The following is a 15,447-nucleotide window of genomic DNA, read 5'->3' on the forward strand; positions in this document are numbered from 1 at the left end:
TTTCCATCAAGCGCTGAGGGCTGAAAAGGCCTGAATGACTTCGGGCGGCGCCTGCACCAGCTCGATCAACACGCCCTCGCCCGCAATCGGAAATTCGTCGTTCGCCTTGGGGTGCAGGAAGGTGATGTCGTAACCCGCGGCCCCCTTGCGGATGCCGCCCGGCGCAAAGCGCACGCCTTGCGCCGTCAGCCATTCGACGGCCTTGGGCAAATCATCAATCCACAGGCCGATGTGGTTGAGCGGTGTGGTGTGCACCGCCGGCTTCTTCTCGGGGTCGAGCGGCTGCATCAGGTCGACCTCGACCTTGAACGGGCCTGAACCGATGGCGCAGATGTCCTCGTCGACGTTCTCGCGCTCGCTCTTGAACGTGCCGGTTTTTTCCAGACCGAACATATCGACCCACAGCGTCTGCAGCCGTTGCTTGTCGGGGCCGCCGATGGCGATCTGCTGTATGCCGAGGACTTTGAAGGGACGTGTCATGGGTTAGCTCCAGGTGGTGATGTTGATTTTTTGAACGCAAAGGACGCAAAGACTTCGCAAAAGCGCAAAGAAAATTTCAGTGCTGTTCGGCGTCTTTTTGCGCCACTTTCGCGTTCTTTGCGTTCAAAGGTTTCAGCTGTTTAAAAAGCCGGCTGAGTCGACACGCCCCACGCCGGCCGCCGCCATGTCGGCCCAGGCGGTGGCCAGCGAGCCGTTCAGGTCGATGGCGCGGCAGGCGTCCTCGATCACCGTGGCTTCAAAGCCGGCGGCGCGGGCGTCCAGCGCGCTCCAGGCGACGCAATAGTCGGTGGCCAGGCCGCACAGGTACAGCGCCGTGATGCCGCGCGCCTTGAGGTACGCGGCCAGGCCCGTGCTGGTGCGGCGGTCGGCTTCGACGAAGGCCGAGTAGCTGTCGACGTGGCGGTGGAAGCCCTTGCGGATGATGAGCTGTGCCTGCGGAGCGTGCAGAGCGTCGTGCAATGCGGCATCGCGCGTGCCCTGCACGCAGTGCGTGGGCCACAGCACCTGTTCGCCATAAGGCAAGGTGATGGTTTCGAACGGTGCGCGGCCCGGGTGGTTGGCGGCAAACGAGATGTGGTCGACCGGGTGCCAGTCCTGCGTCAGCACCACATTGGCGAAACGCGGCGCGATGCGGTTGATGACGGGCACGATGGCATCGCCGTCGGCGACCGGCAAACCGCCGCCGGGCATGAAGCCGTACTGCACATCCACGATGAGCAAGGCCTCAGAATCTTTGAACGTCGTCATGGTGGTGTGCAGAAGCGGTCAGCGGTCTCAAATATCAATGAAATCGGGCGTTGGCGCCGGTGGACAGGGCTATTTTAGCTATCAAAATAAAAGCATACCCGGTCAACGCACGCGCTGGATGGCGGGCAGCACCTGGCCGCGGATCAGCATCAGCGCCTGGCCGCGCGACATGCTTTCGGCGTGGCGGCGCGACGTCACGGCCACCACCAGATCGAGCGGCGGGTACACGTAAATCCACTGCCCGCCATACCCGTTGGCCATGGCGGTGCGGCGCTCGGCCTTGCGGCTGGGCGCGGTGGGCGACACCCACCACAGGTAGCCGTAGGCAGAAAACAGCGGTGCGCCGCCGGCGTTCTGCCGCTCGGTGGCCGCGCGCACGTACGCGGCCGGCACCAGCGCCCGGCCCTGCCAGCGGCCTTCGTTCAGCACCAGTTCACCCAACCGCGCCATGCCGCGCGTGGTGAGCGACAGACCCAGCGCCCCCAGGTCATGCCCTGCAGCGCCCTGGCGCCAGTCGAAAGCATGAATGCCCAGCGGCTCGAACAGGCGCTGGCGCGCGTAGGTCGACAGCGGCTGCTGCAGCGCGTTGGCCAACGCCATGGCCAGCAAGTTGGCCGCGCCGTTGTCGTAGGTGAACTTCTTGCCGGGATCGTCCAGAAAGGGACGGCGCACGATCCAGCCCAGGTCGTCGTCGCGGTCGCGCTGCGCGGTCTGCTCTCCTGGCCAACCGGCCGTCATGGTCAGCAGATGTTCAAAGCGCAGGCGCTGCACGCGCGCATCGGCGCCCATGCGCAGCAGCTGCGGCAGCCGCAGGGCAACCAGCTCCTGCGGGCCGCGCACATGCCCATCGGCCTGCGCCTGGCCAAACAGCAAGGCCAGCACGCTCTTGGTCACCGACTGCGTGTCCTGCAGGGTATCGGCGGTGAGGCCGGTGCGATAGAACTCGAAGGCCAGGTGCCCGCGATGCACCACCGCCACGCTTTGCACATCGGGCAACTGCGACTGGATGTGGGCAGGCAGGCCGCTGAAGGCGCGCTGGTGCTGCGCGGCCAGCACGGCGGGCGCTGGCGGCCATGTGACCGGTGCGGCATCGGCCACGCGCTGCGCATAGGCTGGCAACGCCGGCCCGAAGGCGCCCGCCATCGCCAGCAGCGCGGCCGCCAGCACGCGCCGGCGGCCTACCTTGCCCTGCCGAAGGATCGACCTGCGCATGGGTTCAACCATAAAACGGGCGCGAGCGCTGTTCATGCAAAGGCGCGGAGCTATATTTTTCATAGCTTTCAGCCAATCCAGCCTGGTCAACCCATCTGCCACGCTCAGCCCTCGCCCACCGCCAGCCATTGCGCCAGCAAGGCCTGCCCGGCCGCCAGTTCACTGGCCGACGCAAAGCGAATGCCCAACACCTTTTGCCGCCCTGCCGCACCGTGCAGCAACTCGACCTGCTTTTTGGGCACGCCGAAAGCCGACGCCGCCCAGTCGATCAGCGCCGTGTTCGCCTTGCCGTCGACCGGCGGCGCGCCCAGCCGCACGCGCAACGCACCCCCGTGCGAACCCGCCGCCTCGGTTCGCTTGGCGCCCGGGGTGGCGTGGATCGGCAGCTTGAGCAGGTGCGCGGCCACGGCGGTCAGCGCGGTTGCAAATGGCGGCGCAGCCACGCGGCGAAGGCGGCTTCGTCGATATCGCTGGCGGCGAGGGCCAGGGTGGTCAGGACACAGTCGACGTGCGGCGCCTGAATACGATGGCCATTGAGCCGCAGGAACAGCTGAGCAGCCACGAAGCCCGTGCGTTTATTGCCATCAATGAATGGATGATTTCGCACCAAGCCAAAGGCGTAGGCAGCCGCCAGATCCGCGATATCGGGCTCCCCGTAGTTGGCCAGTTGCCGCGGACGTGCCAGTGAGGAATCGAACAAACCCTCGTCGCGCACACCGGTGGCGCCGCCATGCTCGGCCAGCTGCTCTTCATGCACGGCCAGAAGCACCTCACGCGACAACCAACGCCAAGCCTGGTTGGCAGCGGCAATCACTTGGCCAACTCGCGCAACACGTCGCGGTATTCCTTCATGATCTCGCGCGCCACCTCCATCTGCTCGGCAAACTCGGCGTCATAAGGCCGCAGGGTCACGCCGTCGGGAACCTCGGTGACGTACAACGAGTCACCCTTGCCGACCTTCAGTCGGGCCAGCATCTCCTTCGGGAGGATGACCCCCACCGAGTTACCAATCTGCGTGACTTTGAGGGCGACAGCGGTGGACATGGCGGGGCTCCGATCGATGCGGCAAGTTATAACAATCGTTATATCTTAATCCCGCCTTGCCTCATCCGCAAGCAAGGCCCTCGCTCGCCTATTCAAACTCCACAATGGGCTGATCGACCGCCAGGCTGTCGCCCTTCTTCGCGCGCACTTCCTTCACCACGCCGTCGGCGCTGGCGAACAGCACGTTCTCCATCTTCATGGCTTCGATCACGGCCACGCGCTCGCCGGCCTTGACTTCCTGACCCGGCTGCACGGCCACCTGCACCAGCAGGCCCGGCATGGGCGACAGCACGAACTTGCTCATGTCGGGCGGCGCCTTGTAGGGCATCAGCTTGTGCAGTTCCGCAGTGCGCGGGTGCATGACGATGGCGTCCATCTGCGTGCCGTTGTGCACCACGCGGATCGCCAGCGGGTTCTTGCCGGCGCCACGCTGCATCTGCGCCGTGAACGGCTTTCCGTTGACGCTGCCGGTGATCCGCGCGTCGCCGATCTCGTTGTCAATGCTGATGTGATAGGGCTTGTCGCCCTCGGGCAGATGCAGCGTCAGCGGGGTCGGCTGGCCGGGCAGGGTTTCGCCGGCCGACACGTCGGTGTAGCGGTTGTTGCCGCCCTCGCCCAGCACGCACACCGTGAACTGGCGTGCCGGCAGGCGCTTGAAGCCTTCCCAGAACTGGCCCTGCAGCCCGCTGGCGCGGTTGCGGTAGAACATGTGCAGGTGCGCCGCCAGCGCCTGCAGAAAGTGCGGGTCGTCGTGCGGCACGTCCTCGGCGCGGAAGCCGTGGGCGTAGTGCTCGGCGATGAAGCCGGTGTTGAAATCGCCGCTCACGAACTTGGGATGCGCCAGCAGCGCGGCCTGGAACGGGATGTTGCTCTGCACGCCCTTGATGACGAAGGCATTCAGCGCCTCGCGCATGCGGGCAATCGCGTCGTTGCGATCCGTGCCGTGCACGATGAGCTTGGCGATCATGGAGTCGTAGTACATCGGAATCTCGCCACCGTCGATCACGCCCGTGTCCACGCGCACGCCCACGTCGGTCGTCGCCTGGCCCTGGAACAGGTTCTGCTCCGGCGGCTCAAAGCGCACCAGGCGCCCGGTGGACGGCAGGAAGTTGCGGAACGGGTCTTCGGCGTTGATGCGGCATTCCATCGCCCAGCCAACCTTCTTCACGTCGGCCTGCGTGAAGGCCAGCTTCTCGCCCGCCGCCACGCGGATCATCTGCTCGACCAGATCAAGCCCCGTGATCAGCTCCGTCACCGGGTGCTCCACCTGCAGGCGCGTGTTCATCTCCAGAAAGTAGAAGTCCTGGTTCTTGCCGACCACGAATTCGACCGTGCCCGCGCTCTGGTACTTCACCGCCTTGGCCAGCGCCACCGCCTGCTCGCCCATCGCCTTGCGCGTGGCGTCGCTGATGAAGGGCGACGGCGCTTCCTCGATCACCTTCTGGTGCCGGCGCTGGATGGAGCATTCGCGCTCGTTCAGATAGACCACGTTGCCGTGGCTATCGCCCAGCACCTGGATCTCGATGTGGCGCGGCTGCTCGACAAACTTCTCGATGAACACGCGGTCGTCGCCAAAACTGTTGCGCGCCTCGTTCTGGCACGCGGCAAAGCCGTCGAACGCTTCCTGATCGTTGAAGGCCACGCGCAGCCCTTTGCCGCCGCCACCGGCCGAGGCCTTGATCATGACGGGGTAGCCGATGCCCTTGGCAATCTCCACCGCCTTTTCGGGCGTTTCAATCGCGTCGTTGTAGCCGGGGATGGTGCTGACCTTGGCCTCATTGGCGAGCTTCTTCGATGCGATCTTGTCGCCCATGGCCGCAATCGAATGCGCCTTGGGGCCGATGAAGGCGATGCCCTCATCCTCGCAGCGCTTGGCAAAGGCTTCGTTCTCGCTCAGGAAACCGTAGCCGGGGTGGATCGCCTGTGCGCCCGTCTGCTTGGCGGCTTCGATGATCTTGTCGGCCAGCAGATACGACTCACGCGACGGCGGCGGGCCCAGGCGCACCGACTCGTCGGCCATCTGGACAAAGCGCGCGTATTTGTCCGCGTCGGAATACACCGCCACGGTGGCGATGCCCATTTTCTTGGCTGTCGCTATGACGCGGCAAGCAATTTCGCCACGGTTCGCGATAAGGATCTTGGTGAACATGATGCTGATATTCCTAATGATTCTGGCCTGCAGCGCCCATTTAGCAAGCGCAAGCAGCTATTGATTTCAGAGCGGAATGTTCCCGTGCTTGCGCCACGGGTTCTCCAGCTTCTTGTCCTTCAGCATCGCCAGGCTGCGGCAGATGCGCTTGCGCGTTTCGTGCGGCTGGATCACGTCGTCGATGAAGCCACGGCTGCCGGCGACGAAGGGGTTGGCGAAGCGGGCCTTGTATTCGGCCTCGCGCTTGGCCAGCTTTTCGGGGTCGTTCTTGTCTTCCCGGAAGATGATCTCGACCGCGCCCTTGGCGCCCATCACCGCGATCTCGGCGTTGGGCCAGGCCAGGTTGACGTCGCCACGCAAGTGCTTGGAGGCCATCACGTCGTACGCGCCGCCGTAGGCCTTGCGCGTGATGACGGTGATCTTCGGCACCGTGCATTCGGCATACGCGTACAGCAATTTGGCCCCGTGCTTGATGATGCCGCCGTATTCCTGCGCTGTGCCGGGCATGAAGCCGGGCACATCGACAAAGGTGATGACGGGGATGTTGAAGGCATCGCAAAAGCGCACGAAGCGCGCGGCCTTGATGCTGCTCTTGATGTCGAGGCAGCCCGCCAGCACCAGCGGCTGGTTGGCCACGATGCCAACCACGTTGCCATCCATGCGCGCCATGCCGATGACGATGTTGGCGGCGTAGTCGGGCTGCAGTTCGAAGAACTCGCCATCGTCCACCGTCTTGGTGATGGCTTCCTTGATGTCGTAGGGCAGGTTGGGGTTGTCCGGGACCAGCGTGTCGAGGCTCTTGTCGGCGCGGTCGACCTTGTCCAGCGTGGGCCGGTACGGCGCTTTCTCGCGGTTGCTGGCGGGGATGTAGTTGAAGAAGCGCCGCAGCATCAGCAGCGCCTCGACGTCGTTCTCGAACGCCAGGTCGGCCACGCCGCTCTTGGTGTTGTGCGTCAGCGCGCCACCCAGTTCCTCGGCCGTCACGCTCTCGTGCGTCACGGTCTTGACCACCTCGGGGCCGGTGACGAACATGTAGCTGGTGTCCTTCACCATGAAGATGAAGTCGGTCATGGCAGGGCTGTACACCGCGCCGCCCGCGCACGGGCCCATGATCATGCTGATCTGCGGGATGACGCCCGAGGCCATCACGTTGCGCTGGAACACTTCGGCATAGCCGCCGAGCGAGGCCACGCCTTCCTGGATGCGCGCGCCGCCTGAATCGTTGAGGCCGATGACGGGCGCGCCCACCTTTATGGCCTGGTCCATCAGCTTGCAGATCTTCTCGGCGTGCGCCTCGCTCAGGGCACCGCCGAACACGGTGAAGTCCTGGCTGAACACGAAGACCAAGCGGCCATTGATGGTGCCGTAGCCGATCACCACGCCGTCGCCCGGGATGTGCGTGGCGTCCATGCCGAAGTCGGCGCAGCGGTGCTCGACGAACATGTCCCACTCTTCGAAGCTGCCAGCGTCCAGCAGCACCTCGATGCGCTCACGCGCGGTGAGCTTGCCTTTGCCGTGCTGCGCGTCAATGCGCTTTTGCCCGCCGCCCAGGCGGGCGGCGGCGCGCTTTTGTTCGAGTTGTTCAAGAATCAGCTTCATGGGGTTCCTTCGCTTTGGATTCGCTCGTTCTATGAATTAAATGGGCCTCTGGCGCTTGCCAGATCAAGATGTATTGCTATCTTTTATGACGTATTGGACAGCTGCGCTGCCAGCAGCGTGCGCGCCGCCGTCGATGGCGCCACGCGCCCGGCGGATACGGCCTCCAGCATCGCCGGCAACTCCGCCCTGACGCCCAGATGCGCGCGAAAGGCGCTTTTCAGGCCCGCGTCGATGCGTTCCCACATCCACGCCAGGTTCTGCTGCTGGCGCCGTGCGGCCAGGCGCCCGTTGGCAGTTTGCAGATCCCGGAACTGCGTGACGGCTTGCCAGAAATCGTCCAGCCCCTCGCCCTTCAAGCCACTGATCTGGATCACGCGCGGGTGCCACTGGGCCTCGTCGTGGTGGGCATGTTCAGGATTGCCATGCAGGCCGAACAGGCGCAGCGCCGACTGGATCTGCGCCCGCGCGCGCGTGGCGGCGGCCGGGTCGATGTCGGACTTGTTGATGACCACTAGGTCGGCCAGTTCCATCACGCCCTTCTTGATGGCTTGCAAATCGTCGCCCGCGTTGGGCAATTGCAGCAGCACGAACATGTCGGTCATGCCGCTCACCGCCGTTTCGGACTGGCCGACGCCCACAGTCTCGACCAGCACCACGTCGTAGCCCGCCGCTTCACACACCAGCATGGCTTCGCGTGTCTTCTCGGCCACGCCGCCCAGCGTGCCGCTGCTGGGGCTGGGGCGGATGTAGGCAGCTTCCAGTGTCGAGAGCCGATCCATGCGCGTCTTGTCGCCCAGGATGGAGCCGCCCGATACGGTGGATGAGGGGTCAATGGCCAGCACGGCAACGCGATGGCCTTGCTCGATCAGGTACACGCCGAGCGATTCGATGAAGGTGCTTTTGCCCACGCCGGGTACGCCGCTGATGCCGATGCGCAAAGACTTGCCCGTGTGCGGCAGCAGCGCCGTCAGCAATTCGTCGCCCTGCGCGCGATGATCGGCGCGCGTCGATTCAAGCAGCGTGATGGCCTTGGCGATGGCGCGGCGCTGGGCGGGGCCAGGGGCGGCGGTGATGGCGTGCACGGTGGGCATTGCAGGCAGCCGCTTACAGGATCTCGAATGCCTGGCCATCGGGCAGGCGGTAGCGCGAAAAGTCCCGCCGATCCATCGTCATGATGCGCGTGACGCCGGTGTCCGCCGCCAACTGGTACAGCGAGGCATCGGCCAGGTCCATCTCAGTGCGCGGGCGCTCGGTGTAGCGCTGCATGACGGGCACGAAGTCCAGCAAGGCGGCCTGGTCGAACGGAAACACCGACACGGCGCCGCGACCCAGCCAGTTGAGCAAGGCAAAGCGGTTGGGCGGCGGCACCAGATAAGTCGCCTCCGCCACGCAGGCCCAGGTGGTCCACAGCGTCCAGTTCTCCAGCGCGGCCAGCGCCAGCAGATCCTGATAACGCGAACCTTCGGGCTCATTCGTGCCGAAGGCTGCCACCATGGCGCTGGCATCAATCAGCGCGGAGGCCATGCTTGGCTCTGAGCTTGGCGATCAGGTCGGCGCGCGATCGTTCGGTGTCGTAGGCTATCTGATGCTCGGCGACAAAGGCCTCGGACAGCGCCGCGCTGTGTGGGTCTTGCGCCATTTCGGCTTTGGCCTGCAGCATCAGTTCATACGGATTCCTGCGTCCCAGCGCGCGCTCCACCGCTTCAATGATGAATTGCGATTTGGTCACGCCCTTTCGCTGGGCGGCCAACTCCAGCTCCTTCTCCAGCAAAGGGCTCATGCGAACAGAAACAGCCATGGCACACTCCAATTGAAATACCGTATTACTGTATCACAATCTCAGCTTTTTGCCTTCCTGATCTGCTCCAGCACATCCTTCGCGCTGGCCGGAATCGGCGTGCCCGGCCCGTAAATGCCCTTGACGCCTGCCTCGTACAGAAAGTCGTAGTCCTGGCGCGGGATGACGCCGCCGACGAATACGATGATGTCGTCGGCGCCCTGCTCTTTCAGCGCTTTCAGAATGGCCGGCACCAGCGTCTTGTGGCCGGCAGCCAGCGTGCTGACGCCGACCGCGTGCACGTCGTTCTCGACGGCCTGGCGCGCGCATTCTTCGGGCGTCTGGAACAGGCTGCCGATGTCCACGTCAAACCCCAGGTCGGCAAACGCCGTGGCCACCACCTTGGCGCCGCGGTCGTGGCCGTCCTGGCCCAGCTTGGCGATCATCACGCGCGGGCGGCGGCCTTCTTCGTCGGCGAAGTCGGCGATTTCTTTCTTGAGCTTGTCCCAGCCTTCGGCCGAGTCGTAGGCGGCTGCGTACACACCGGTCACCTTTTGCGTGTCGGCGCGGTGGCGCCCAAAGACTTTTTCCATCGCATCGCTGATTTCGCCCACCGTGGCGCGGGCGCGAATCGCCTTCACGGCGGCGTCGAGCAGGTTGCCTTGCCCGCTATCCGCTATCTTTGTAATAGCTTCAAGCGCTCGCTGCACCTGCGCTGCGTCCCGTTTTTTCTTGATATCGTTCAGGCGCGCGATCTGCGATTCGCGCACCTTCACGTTGTCCACCTCCAGAATTTCGATGGCGTCTTCTTTCGCTAGCTTGTACTTGTTGACGCCGACGATCACGTCCTTGCCGCTGTCAATGCGCGCCTGCTTTTCGGCAGCCGCGGCTTCGATCTTGAGCTTGGCCCAGCCCGAATCCACCGCCTTGGTCATGCCGCCCATGGCATCGACTTCTTCGATGATGGCCCACGCAGCATCGGCCATGTCCTGCGTCAGCTTTTCCATCATGTAGCTGCCGGCCCACGGGTCGACCACGTTGGTGATGTGCGTCTCTTCCTGGATGATGAGCTGCGTGTTGCGCGCGATGCGGGCGCTGAATTCGGTGGGCAGCGCAATGGCCTCGTCAAAGCTGTTGGTGTGCAGGCTTTGCGTGCCGCCGAATACGGCCGCCATCGCTTCGATGGTGGTGCGCACCACGTTGTTGTAGGGGTCCTGCTCGGTCAGCGACCAGCCGCTGGTCTGCGAATGCGTGCGCAGCATCAGGGACTTCGGGTTCTTCGGGTTGAATTCCTTCATGATCCGGCACCACAAGAGGCGCGCGGCGCGCATCTTGGCGATTTCCAGATAGAAGTTCATGCCCACGGCCCAGAAGAAGGACAGGCGCCCTGCGAACTCGTCCACGTCCATGCCCTTGGCCAGGGCCGTCTTCACGTACTCCTTGCCGTCGGCCAGCGTGAACGCCATCTCCAGCGCCTGGTTGGCGCCGGCTTCCTGCATGTGGTAGCCGCTGATGCTGATCGAGTTGAACTTCGGCATGTTCTTGGCCGTGTACTCGATGATGTCGCCAATGATCTTCATCGACGGCTCGGGCGGGTAGATGTAGGTGTTGCGAACCATGAACTCCTTGAGGATGTCGTTCTGGATCGTGCCCGCCAGCTTGTCCTGGCTCACGCCCTGCTCCTCCGCCGCCACGATGTAGCCAGCCAGGATGGGCAGTACCGCGCCGTTCATCGTCATCGACACGCTCACCTTGTCGAGCGGAATGCCGTCGAACAGGATCTTCATGTCCTCCACGCTGTCGATGGCCACCCCGGCCTTGCCCACGTCGCCCGTCACGCGCGGGTGGTCGCTGTCGTAGCCCCGGTGCGTGGCCAGGTCGAACGCCACGGACACGCCCTGCCCACCGGCAGCCAGCGCCTTGCGGTAGAAGGCGTTGGATTCCTCCGCAGTGGAAAAGCCGGCGTATTGGCGGATCGTCCACGGCCGCACCGCGTACATCGTCGCCTGTGGGCCGCGCAAAAAGGGCTCAAAGCCCGGCAGCGTGTTGGCGTAGGGCAGGTTCGCCGTGTCTTCCGCCGTGTACAGCGGCTTGACGGTGATACCGTCGGGCGTCAGCCAGCCCAGTGCGTCCACGTTGCCGCCGGGGGCGGATTTCTGCGCCGCCTTTTGCCAGTCGGCCAGCGTGGCGGGTTTGAATTCGGACGACGAATGGCTCATGGTGTTCGACTCTCGATGACGATCGGCAGAAAAAATCGGCTTGAACAGGGCGCCTGCGCCCGGCAGGCCACCGCAGCAGGGCGGGTGCGGGCCGCGCGTGGCTGCTGACCCACGCCAGCGTTGGCCACCCGCCCTTGTTTTCCGTAATTATTAATTCAAAATCCCCGGCCAAGCTTACAATGCGCCAGAAATTTTTGACCCGCATGACCACGGCCCGACTTGCCCCTCGCGCACTTTACGAAGAAGTGGCTGAGCGCTTGCGCCAGCGCATCTTCGCCGGTGAACTGGCGGCGGGCGACTGGATCGACGAGTTGCGCATTGCCGAGCAGATGGGCATCAGCCGCACGCCGCTGCGCGAAGCGCTGAAAGTGCTGGCTGCCGAAGGGCTGGTGACCATGAAGGTGCGGCGCGGCGCCTACGTGACCCAGACATCGCCCAAGGACCTGGCCGACGTGTACCACCTGCTGGCCCTGCTCGAAACCGATGCCGCCAGCGCCGTCGCCGGCCGCGCCAGCGATGCCGAACTGGCCGAACTGGCGGCGCTGCATCAAGACCTGGAAACCGCCCTGCCCGACACGGCGCGCTTCTTTGCGCTCAACGAAGCCTTCCATCTGCGCCTGCTGGAACTGGCCGACAACCACTGGCGCCTGCAGATGGTGCAGGACCTGCGCAAGGTGATGAAGCTGCATCGCCAGCATTCGCTGCAGAAGGCCGGGCGCCCCGCGCAATCGCTGGCCGAACACCGCGCGCTGATGGCGGCACTGACCGCGCGCGACGCCGTCGGCGCGGCGGCCTGCATGCGCGTGCACATGCAGGGCGGCCTGGACGCGGCCAGCTGACCCCCCGCGGCGGCGCACCACACGCCGCATCGACCGGCCCGCGCCCGCCAGCGCGTGGCGCAATGGCTATAGTATTGGTAGCTTGCCTCGCAGTCCCCACGTGCGCTCGCTGACCTTATGACTCCTATTTCACGTTCTTCGCCCACCCGTCGCTGCGTGCTGATCGCCGGCGGCGCGCTGGCCGGCCTGAGCGCGCCCTGGGCCGCACGGGCCGCCACCGACGCCGCCTGGCCGCGCCACGCCGTGGTGCCGGGCGGCGTGGCCCGCATCGACCTGGGCCCCGCCGCCACGCGGCCACGGGCTTTCGCCGACGACGCGCCGCTGCTGGTGGTGGGCGACCCCATCGTCTGGACGGCGCTGGTCGGCATTCCGCTGTCGGCCACGCCGGGCACGGCGCACATCCGCGTGGCCGCGCCCGATGGTGAGCGCCTGCTGGACTACACCGTGACGCCCAAGCGCTACACCGAGCAGCACCTGAAGGTGTCGCCCCGCACCGTCGACCTGTCGCCCGAGGACCTGGCGCGGCACGAGCGCGAGCGCGTGCACCAGCAAGGCGTCATTGCCACCTTCAGCGCGCCGCCCGCGGGTGACCTGAAGATGCGCGTGCCCTGCCCCGGGCGGCGCTCCAGTTCGTTCGGGCTGCGGCGCTTCTTCAACGGACAGCCGCGCAACCCGCACAGCGGCATGGACATTGCCGCGCCCACGGGCACGCCGGTGGTCGCGCCGCTGGCCGCCACCGTCATCGACACGGGCGACTACTTCTTCAACGGCCAGACGGTGTGGCTGGACCATGGCGGCGGCCTGCTGTCGATGATGTGCCACCTGAGCCGCATCGACGTGAAGGCTGGCGACCGCCTAGCCGCCGGGCAGCGGCTGGGCGCCGTGGGCGCCACGGGCCGCGTGACCGGCCCGCACCTGCACTGGACGGTCAGCCTCAACCGCGCCTCGGTCGATCCGGCGCTGTTCATCGATTAGGGCCGGTGCTGGCCCACCTTGCCGGATCGCCGCCACCCCGTGCTTGTCCGCGTTGACATCGCCCGGCGCCGCTGCGAGCATCGCCCCGTCATGCCTCAATCCACTACCTCGCTGTCGCCGCTGCGGCGCGCCCTTTCCGTCTCGTCGCTGCTGCTGGCCGCCACACTGGCCGGTTGCGCATCGCCACCGCCCGTGCTGGCCCCGCCGGTGCGCGCCAGCGTCCGCCCCGACCAGCCCTTTACCGACAGCGTTGGCATCCGCTTTGTGCGCATCCCGGCCGGTGAATTCATGATGGGCAGCGACGAGTCGCCGCAAGCGCTGGCCAAGTCCTTTCCGCATGCCGACCCCAAGCGCCTGACCGACCTGGCCGACGAGCGTCCGGTGCACCGCGTGCGCATCACGCGCGACTTCTGGATGGGCGCGCACGAGGTCACGGTGGGGCAGTTCCGCCAGTTCGTGCAGGCCTCGGGCTACGTACCCGAATCGATCCGCGACGGCACCGGCGCCTACGGCTTCAACGCCAACTACGACCCCTCGCGGACCGAACGCGGCGACCTGTTCGAAGGGCGCGATGTGCGCTATTCGTGGCTGAACACCGGCTTTGCGCAGACCGACCGCCACCCGGTGGTCAACGTCACCTGGAACGACGCCGTGGCCATGGCGGCCTGGCTGAGCCAGAAGGAAGGCGCGGTCTACCGCCTGCCCACCGAGGCCGAGTGGGAATACGCCGCGCGTGGCGGCTCGCGCACGCGCTACCCGGCAGGCGATCACCCCGACGTGCTGCTCAAGACCGCCAACACCTTCGACCGCGAAACCGCACTGCGCTGGCCGCGCTGGCGCGAGCAGGCCGGCCACGGCACCGACGGCTACCCCTTCACCGCGCCGGTGGGCAGCTACCAGCCCAATGCGTTCGGCCTGTACGACATGATCGGCAACGCCTGGGAATGGTGCGCCGACTGGTATGGCGAGGACTACTACGCCCGCTCACCCATCGATGACCCGCGTGGCCCCGCCGACGGCAACGCGCGCGTGCGCCGTGGCGGCTCCTGACACAGCTGGCCGCTGTATTCGCGCGTGGCCTTCCGCAACTGGAACACGCCGGAGACACGCTACGTGCTGGTGGGCTTCCGTCTGGTGCGCGAAAAATGACGCTCCCTGAGGCGCTGCGCGGCTGCCCTTGTGGAGGACAGCACTGGTAGCCCAACCACGGCGTTCTCGCAGGAACTGGTTCGCGGCCAATTGGCTTGACTGTGGGCTATGGCACCCCGTTACCACCAAGCGGGTCACTCATCGCAGGCGCACCGCCCCTGGTGCGGCGGAGGGCCGTCATCCGCCACCTGCCGCGCTTCATATCAACCGGATCAATATATAATCGAAGGTTTTGCCGACAACATCCACAAACCATTAAAGGAATACTTCCATGGCCGCTGGTAAGCCCAAGAAGAAGAACCCCCGCCTGGCATCGGGCCGCAAACGCGCCCGCCAGAACGTCAAACTCAACGCTGCGAACACCTCGCTGCGCTCCAAATACCGCACGTCGGTGAAGAACGTCGAAAAAGCCGTTCTGGCCGGCGACGTCGAGAAGGCCAAGAGCGCCTTCGCGGTGATGCAGTCGGTGGTCGACTCGGTCGCCGACAAGGGCATCTTCCACAAAAACAAGGCCGCTCGCGACAAGAGCCGCCTGTCGGCCAAGGTCAAGACCCTGGCCACCCAGCCCGCCGCCGCCTGACGGATTTCAGGCAAACAGCCCGGTCGGGGCATGCAGCCATGCAATGCCCCACCGCCGTTTGAATCGGGTGCGCTGTCGGCAAAAAGCAAAAACCGCCTTCGGGCGGTTTTTTGTTGGCGTTGTTCCGTGGGCGAGGCGCCGCCGGCGACTCAGGGGCGGTCTGGTATCAGGCAGGCCTCGATGACCTGCAGTTCGTTGTCGGCCGCAAAACCCATCACGAAGTCCCAGGCCATGGGTTCGTGGTCCTTCAGGGCGCGGTGCACCACCACGGCCTTGACGCCGTCCAGCGTGGTTGGCACGCACCAGGGTGAATAGCTGATGTGCCCACCCGGCCCCTTGGCGCCGCCGGGGCGGAACTGCGCCATCACCCCCGCCAGGCGCTCGGCCCAGTCGCTGGGGCGGAAGGTGCGGCCGTCGCGCGTGATGCCGCGGATGAAGATCTCGTTACTGGTGGGTGTGGGCGTCATCGTTTCCTGACACCGCCGGGCACGCTTGTGGCATGTTGCGGTGCAACGAAAATTGTATCTTATATAAGACTGAATCCAGCCCCGCAGCGCACGCATTGCAGTGATGCGAAGCTGGCAACAAAGCCGCCGGAGCGGCGACCTAGAATGCGGCTTCAGCGGGCCTGTGGGCCCGATTCTTATTGTTCACGC

16 protein-coding genes and 1 pseudogene are annotated in these 15,447 nt (G+C 65.4%); 4 read left to right on the top strand and 13 right to left on the bottom strand.

Features of this window, described 5'->3' with window-relative positions:
• Positions 1–6: 6 nt before the first annotated feature.
• From R0D99_RS10225 to scpA, 12 genes are all read right to left on the bottom strand, one after another.
• Positions 7–480 (bottom strand): VOC family protein, encoded by a 474-nt coding sequence (locus R0D99_RS10225; protein ID WP_317748149.1) that lies wholly within the window; start codon positions 478–480, stop codon positions 7–9.
• A gap of 132 nt (positions 481–612) precedes the next feature.
• Positions 613–1,248: a bifunctional nicotinamidase/pyrazinamidase gene (pncA, locus tag R0D99_RS10230; protein WP_317748150.1), complete on the bottom strand. Its 636-nt coding sequence runs from the start codon at positions 1,246–1,248 to the stop codon at positions 613–615.
• Between the two features lie 102 nt (positions 1,249–1,350).
• The gene (locus R0D99_RS10235) at positions 1,351–2,460 is read right to left on the bottom strand and encodes a serine hydrolase (RefSeq protein WP_317748151.1); all 1,110 of its coding nucleotides are present in this window, start codon (positions 2,458–2,460) and stop codon (positions 1,351–1,353) included.
• Between the two features lie 104 nt (positions 2,461–2,564).
• Entirely contained in the window at positions 2,565–2,867 is a 303-nt protein-coding gene (locus R0D99_RS10240; RefSeq protein ID WP_317748152.1) for a DUF167 domain-containing protein, read from the bottom strand.
• A gap of 5 nt (positions 2,868–2,872) precedes the next feature.
• The gene (locus R0D99_RS10245) at positions 2,873–3,271 is read right to left on the bottom strand and encodes a type II toxin-antitoxin system death-on-curing family toxin (RefSeq protein WP_317751067.1); all 399 of its coding nucleotides are present in this window, start codon (positions 3,269–3,271) and stop codon (positions 2,873–2,875) included.
• Complete coding sequence (locus R0D99_RS10250) at positions 3,271–3,504, bottom strand: AbrB/MazE/SpoVT family DNA-binding domain-containing protein (RefSeq protein WP_317748153.1); 234 nt, start codon at positions 3,502–3,504, stop codon at positions 3,271–3,273. Before R0D99_RS10250 ends, R0D99_RS10245 begins: the two co-directional genes overlap by 1 nt.
• A gap of 88 nt (positions 3,505–3,592) precedes the next feature.
• Positions 3,593–5,653 carry an acetyl/propionyl/methylcrotonyl-CoA carboxylase subunit alpha gene (locus R0D99_RS10255; protein ID WP_317748154.1) on the bottom strand — a complete coding sequence of 687 codons (2,061 nt, stop codon included), beginning with the start codon at positions 5,651–5,653 and terminating at the stop codon, positions 3,593–3,595.
• Positions 5,654–5,719: 66 nt separating this feature from the next.
• Positions 5,720–7,252: an acyl-CoA carboxylase subunit beta gene (locus R0D99_RS10260; protein WP_317748155.1), complete on the bottom strand. Its 1,533-nt coding sequence runs from the start codon at positions 7,250–7,252 to the stop codon at positions 5,720–5,722.
• Between the two features lie 83 nt (positions 7,253–7,335).
• On the bottom strand, positions 7,336–8,343 hold the full coding sequence (meaB, locus tag R0D99_RS10265) for a methylmalonyl Co-A mutase-associated GTPase MeaB (RefSeq protein ID WP_416365866.1): 1,008 nt from the start codon (positions 8,341–8,343) through the stop codon (positions 7,336–7,338).
• Positions 8,344–8,356: 13 nt separating this feature from the next.
• A complete protein-coding gene (locus R0D99_RS10270) occupies positions 8,357–8,776 on the bottom strand; it encodes a PIN domain-containing protein (RefSeq protein WP_317748157.1) in 420 nt (139 codons plus the stop codon).
• A complete protein-coding gene (locus R0D99_RS10275; protein WP_317748158.1) occupies positions 8,757–9,050 on the bottom strand; it encodes a toxin-antitoxin system HicB family antitoxin in 294 nt (97 codons plus the stop codon). Before R0D99_RS10275 ends, R0D99_RS10270 begins: the two co-directional genes overlap by 20 nt.
• Positions 9,051–9,091: 41 nt before the next feature.
• Positions 9,092–11,248 carry a methylmalonyl-CoA mutase gene (gene scpA / locus R0D99_RS10280; protein WP_317748159.1) on the bottom strand — a complete coding sequence of 719 codons (2,157 nt, stop codon included), beginning with the start codon at positions 11,246–11,248 and terminating at the stop codon, positions 9,092–9,094.
• A 203-nt stretch (positions 11,249–11,451) separates the two neighbouring features.
• Here scpA and R0D99_RS10285 point away from each other — a divergent pair, with 203 nt between their 5' ends.
• The 4 genes and pseudogenes from R0D99_RS10285 (at position 11,452) to rpsT (ending at position 14,791) form a co-directional block, all read left to right on the top strand.
• A complete protein-coding gene (locus R0D99_RS10285) occupies positions 11,452–12,087 on the top strand; it encodes a GntR family transcriptional regulator (protein WP_317748160.1) in 636 nt (211 codons plus the stop codon).
• A 117-nt stretch (positions 12,088–12,204) separates the two neighbouring features.
• The gene (locus tag R0D99_RS10290; protein WP_416365867.1) at positions 12,205–13,062 is read left to right on the top strand and encodes a peptidoglycan DD-metalloendopeptidase family protein; all 858 of its coding nucleotides are present in this window, start codon (positions 12,205–12,207) and stop codon (positions 13,060–13,062) included.
• A gap of 90 nt (positions 13,063–13,152) precedes the next feature.
• A pseudogene (locus R0D99_RS10295) lies at positions 13,153–14,211 on the top strand (SUMF1/EgtB/PvdO family nonheme iron enzyme).
• A 271-nt stretch (positions 14,212–14,482) separates the two neighbouring features.
• Positions 14,483–14,791 (top strand): 30S ribosomal protein S20, encoded by a 309-nt coding sequence (rpsT, locus tag R0D99_RS10300; protein ID WP_317748161.1) that lies wholly within the window; start codon positions 14,483–14,485, stop codon positions 14,789–14,791.
• A 149-nt stretch (positions 14,792–14,940) separates the two neighbouring features.
• Here the strand turns inward: rpsT and R0D99_RS10305 are convergent, their stop codons facing one another.
• Complete coding sequence (locus tag R0D99_RS10305) at positions 14,941–15,258, bottom strand: DUF3579 domain-containing protein (RefSeq protein WP_317748162.1); 318 nt, start codon at positions 15,256–15,258, stop codon at positions 14,941–14,943.
• Between the last annotated feature and the right edge of the window lie 189 nt (positions 15,259–15,447).

This window comes from Ottowia sp. SB7-C50, from assembly GCF_033110285.1.
Classification (GTDB): Bacteria; Pseudomonadota; Gammaproteobacteria; order Burkholderiales; family Burkholderiaceae_C; genus Ottowia.

Excerpts from the sequence above, each read along its gene's own strand:
- R0D99_RS10255 (WP_317748154.1), bottom strand. The coding sequence starts at position 5,653 with ATGTTCACCAAGATCCTTATCGCGAACCGTGGCGAAATTGCTTGCCGC.
- scpA (WP_317748159.1), bottom strand. The coding sequence starts at position 11,248 with ATGAGCCATTCGTCGTCCGAATTCAAACCCGCCACGCTGGCCGACTGG.
- pncA (WP_317748150.1), bottom strand. The coding sequence starts at position 1,248 with ATGACGACGTTCAAAGATTCTGAGGCCTTGCTCATCGTGGATGTGCAG.
- R0D99_RS10260 (WP_317748155.1), bottom strand. The coding sequence starts at position 7,252 with ATGAAGCTGATTCTTGAACAACTCGAACAAAAGCGCGCCGCCGCCCGC.
- rpsT (WP_317748161.1), top strand. The coding sequence starts at position 14,483 with ATGGCCGCTGGTAAGCCCAAGAAGAAGAACCCCCGCCTGGCATCGGGC.
- R0D99_RS10285 (WP_317748160.1), top strand. The coding sequence starts at position 11,452 with ATGACCACGGCCCGACTTGCCCCTCGCGCACTTTACGAAGAAGTGGCT.
- R0D99_RS10250 (WP_317748153.1), bottom strand. The coding sequence starts at position 3,504 with ATGTCCACCGCTGTCGCCCTCAAAGTCACGCAGATTGGTAACTCGGTG.
- R0D99_RS10290 (WP_416365867.1), top strand. The coding sequence starts at position 12,205 with ATGACTCCTATTTCACGTTCTTCGCCCACCCGTCGCTGCGTGCTGATC.
- meaB (WP_416365866.1), bottom strand. The coding sequence starts at position 8,343 with ATGCCCACCGTGCACGCCATCACCGCCGCCCCTGGCCCCGCCCAGCGC.
- R0D99_RS10235 (WP_317748151.1), bottom strand. The coding sequence starts at position 2,460 with ATGCGCAGGTCGATCCTTCGGCAGGGCAAGGTAGGCCGCCGGCGCGTG.
- R0D99_RS10305 (WP_317748162.1), bottom strand. The coding sequence starts at position 15,258 with ATGACGCCCACACCCACCAGTAACGAGATCTTCATCCGCGGCATCACG.
- R0D99_RS10270 (WP_317748157.1), bottom strand. The coding sequence starts at position 8,776 with ATGGCCTCCGCGCTGATTGATGCCAGCGCCATGGTGGCAGCCTTCGGC.
- R0D99_RS10225 (WP_317748149.1), bottom strand. The coding sequence starts at position 480 with ATGACACGTCCCTTCAAAGTCCTCGGCATACAGCAGATCGCCATCGGC.
- R0D99_RS10275 (WP_317748158.1), bottom strand. The coding sequence starts at position 9,050 with ATGGCTGTTTCTGTTCGCATGAGCCCTTTGCTGGAGAAGGAGCTGGAG.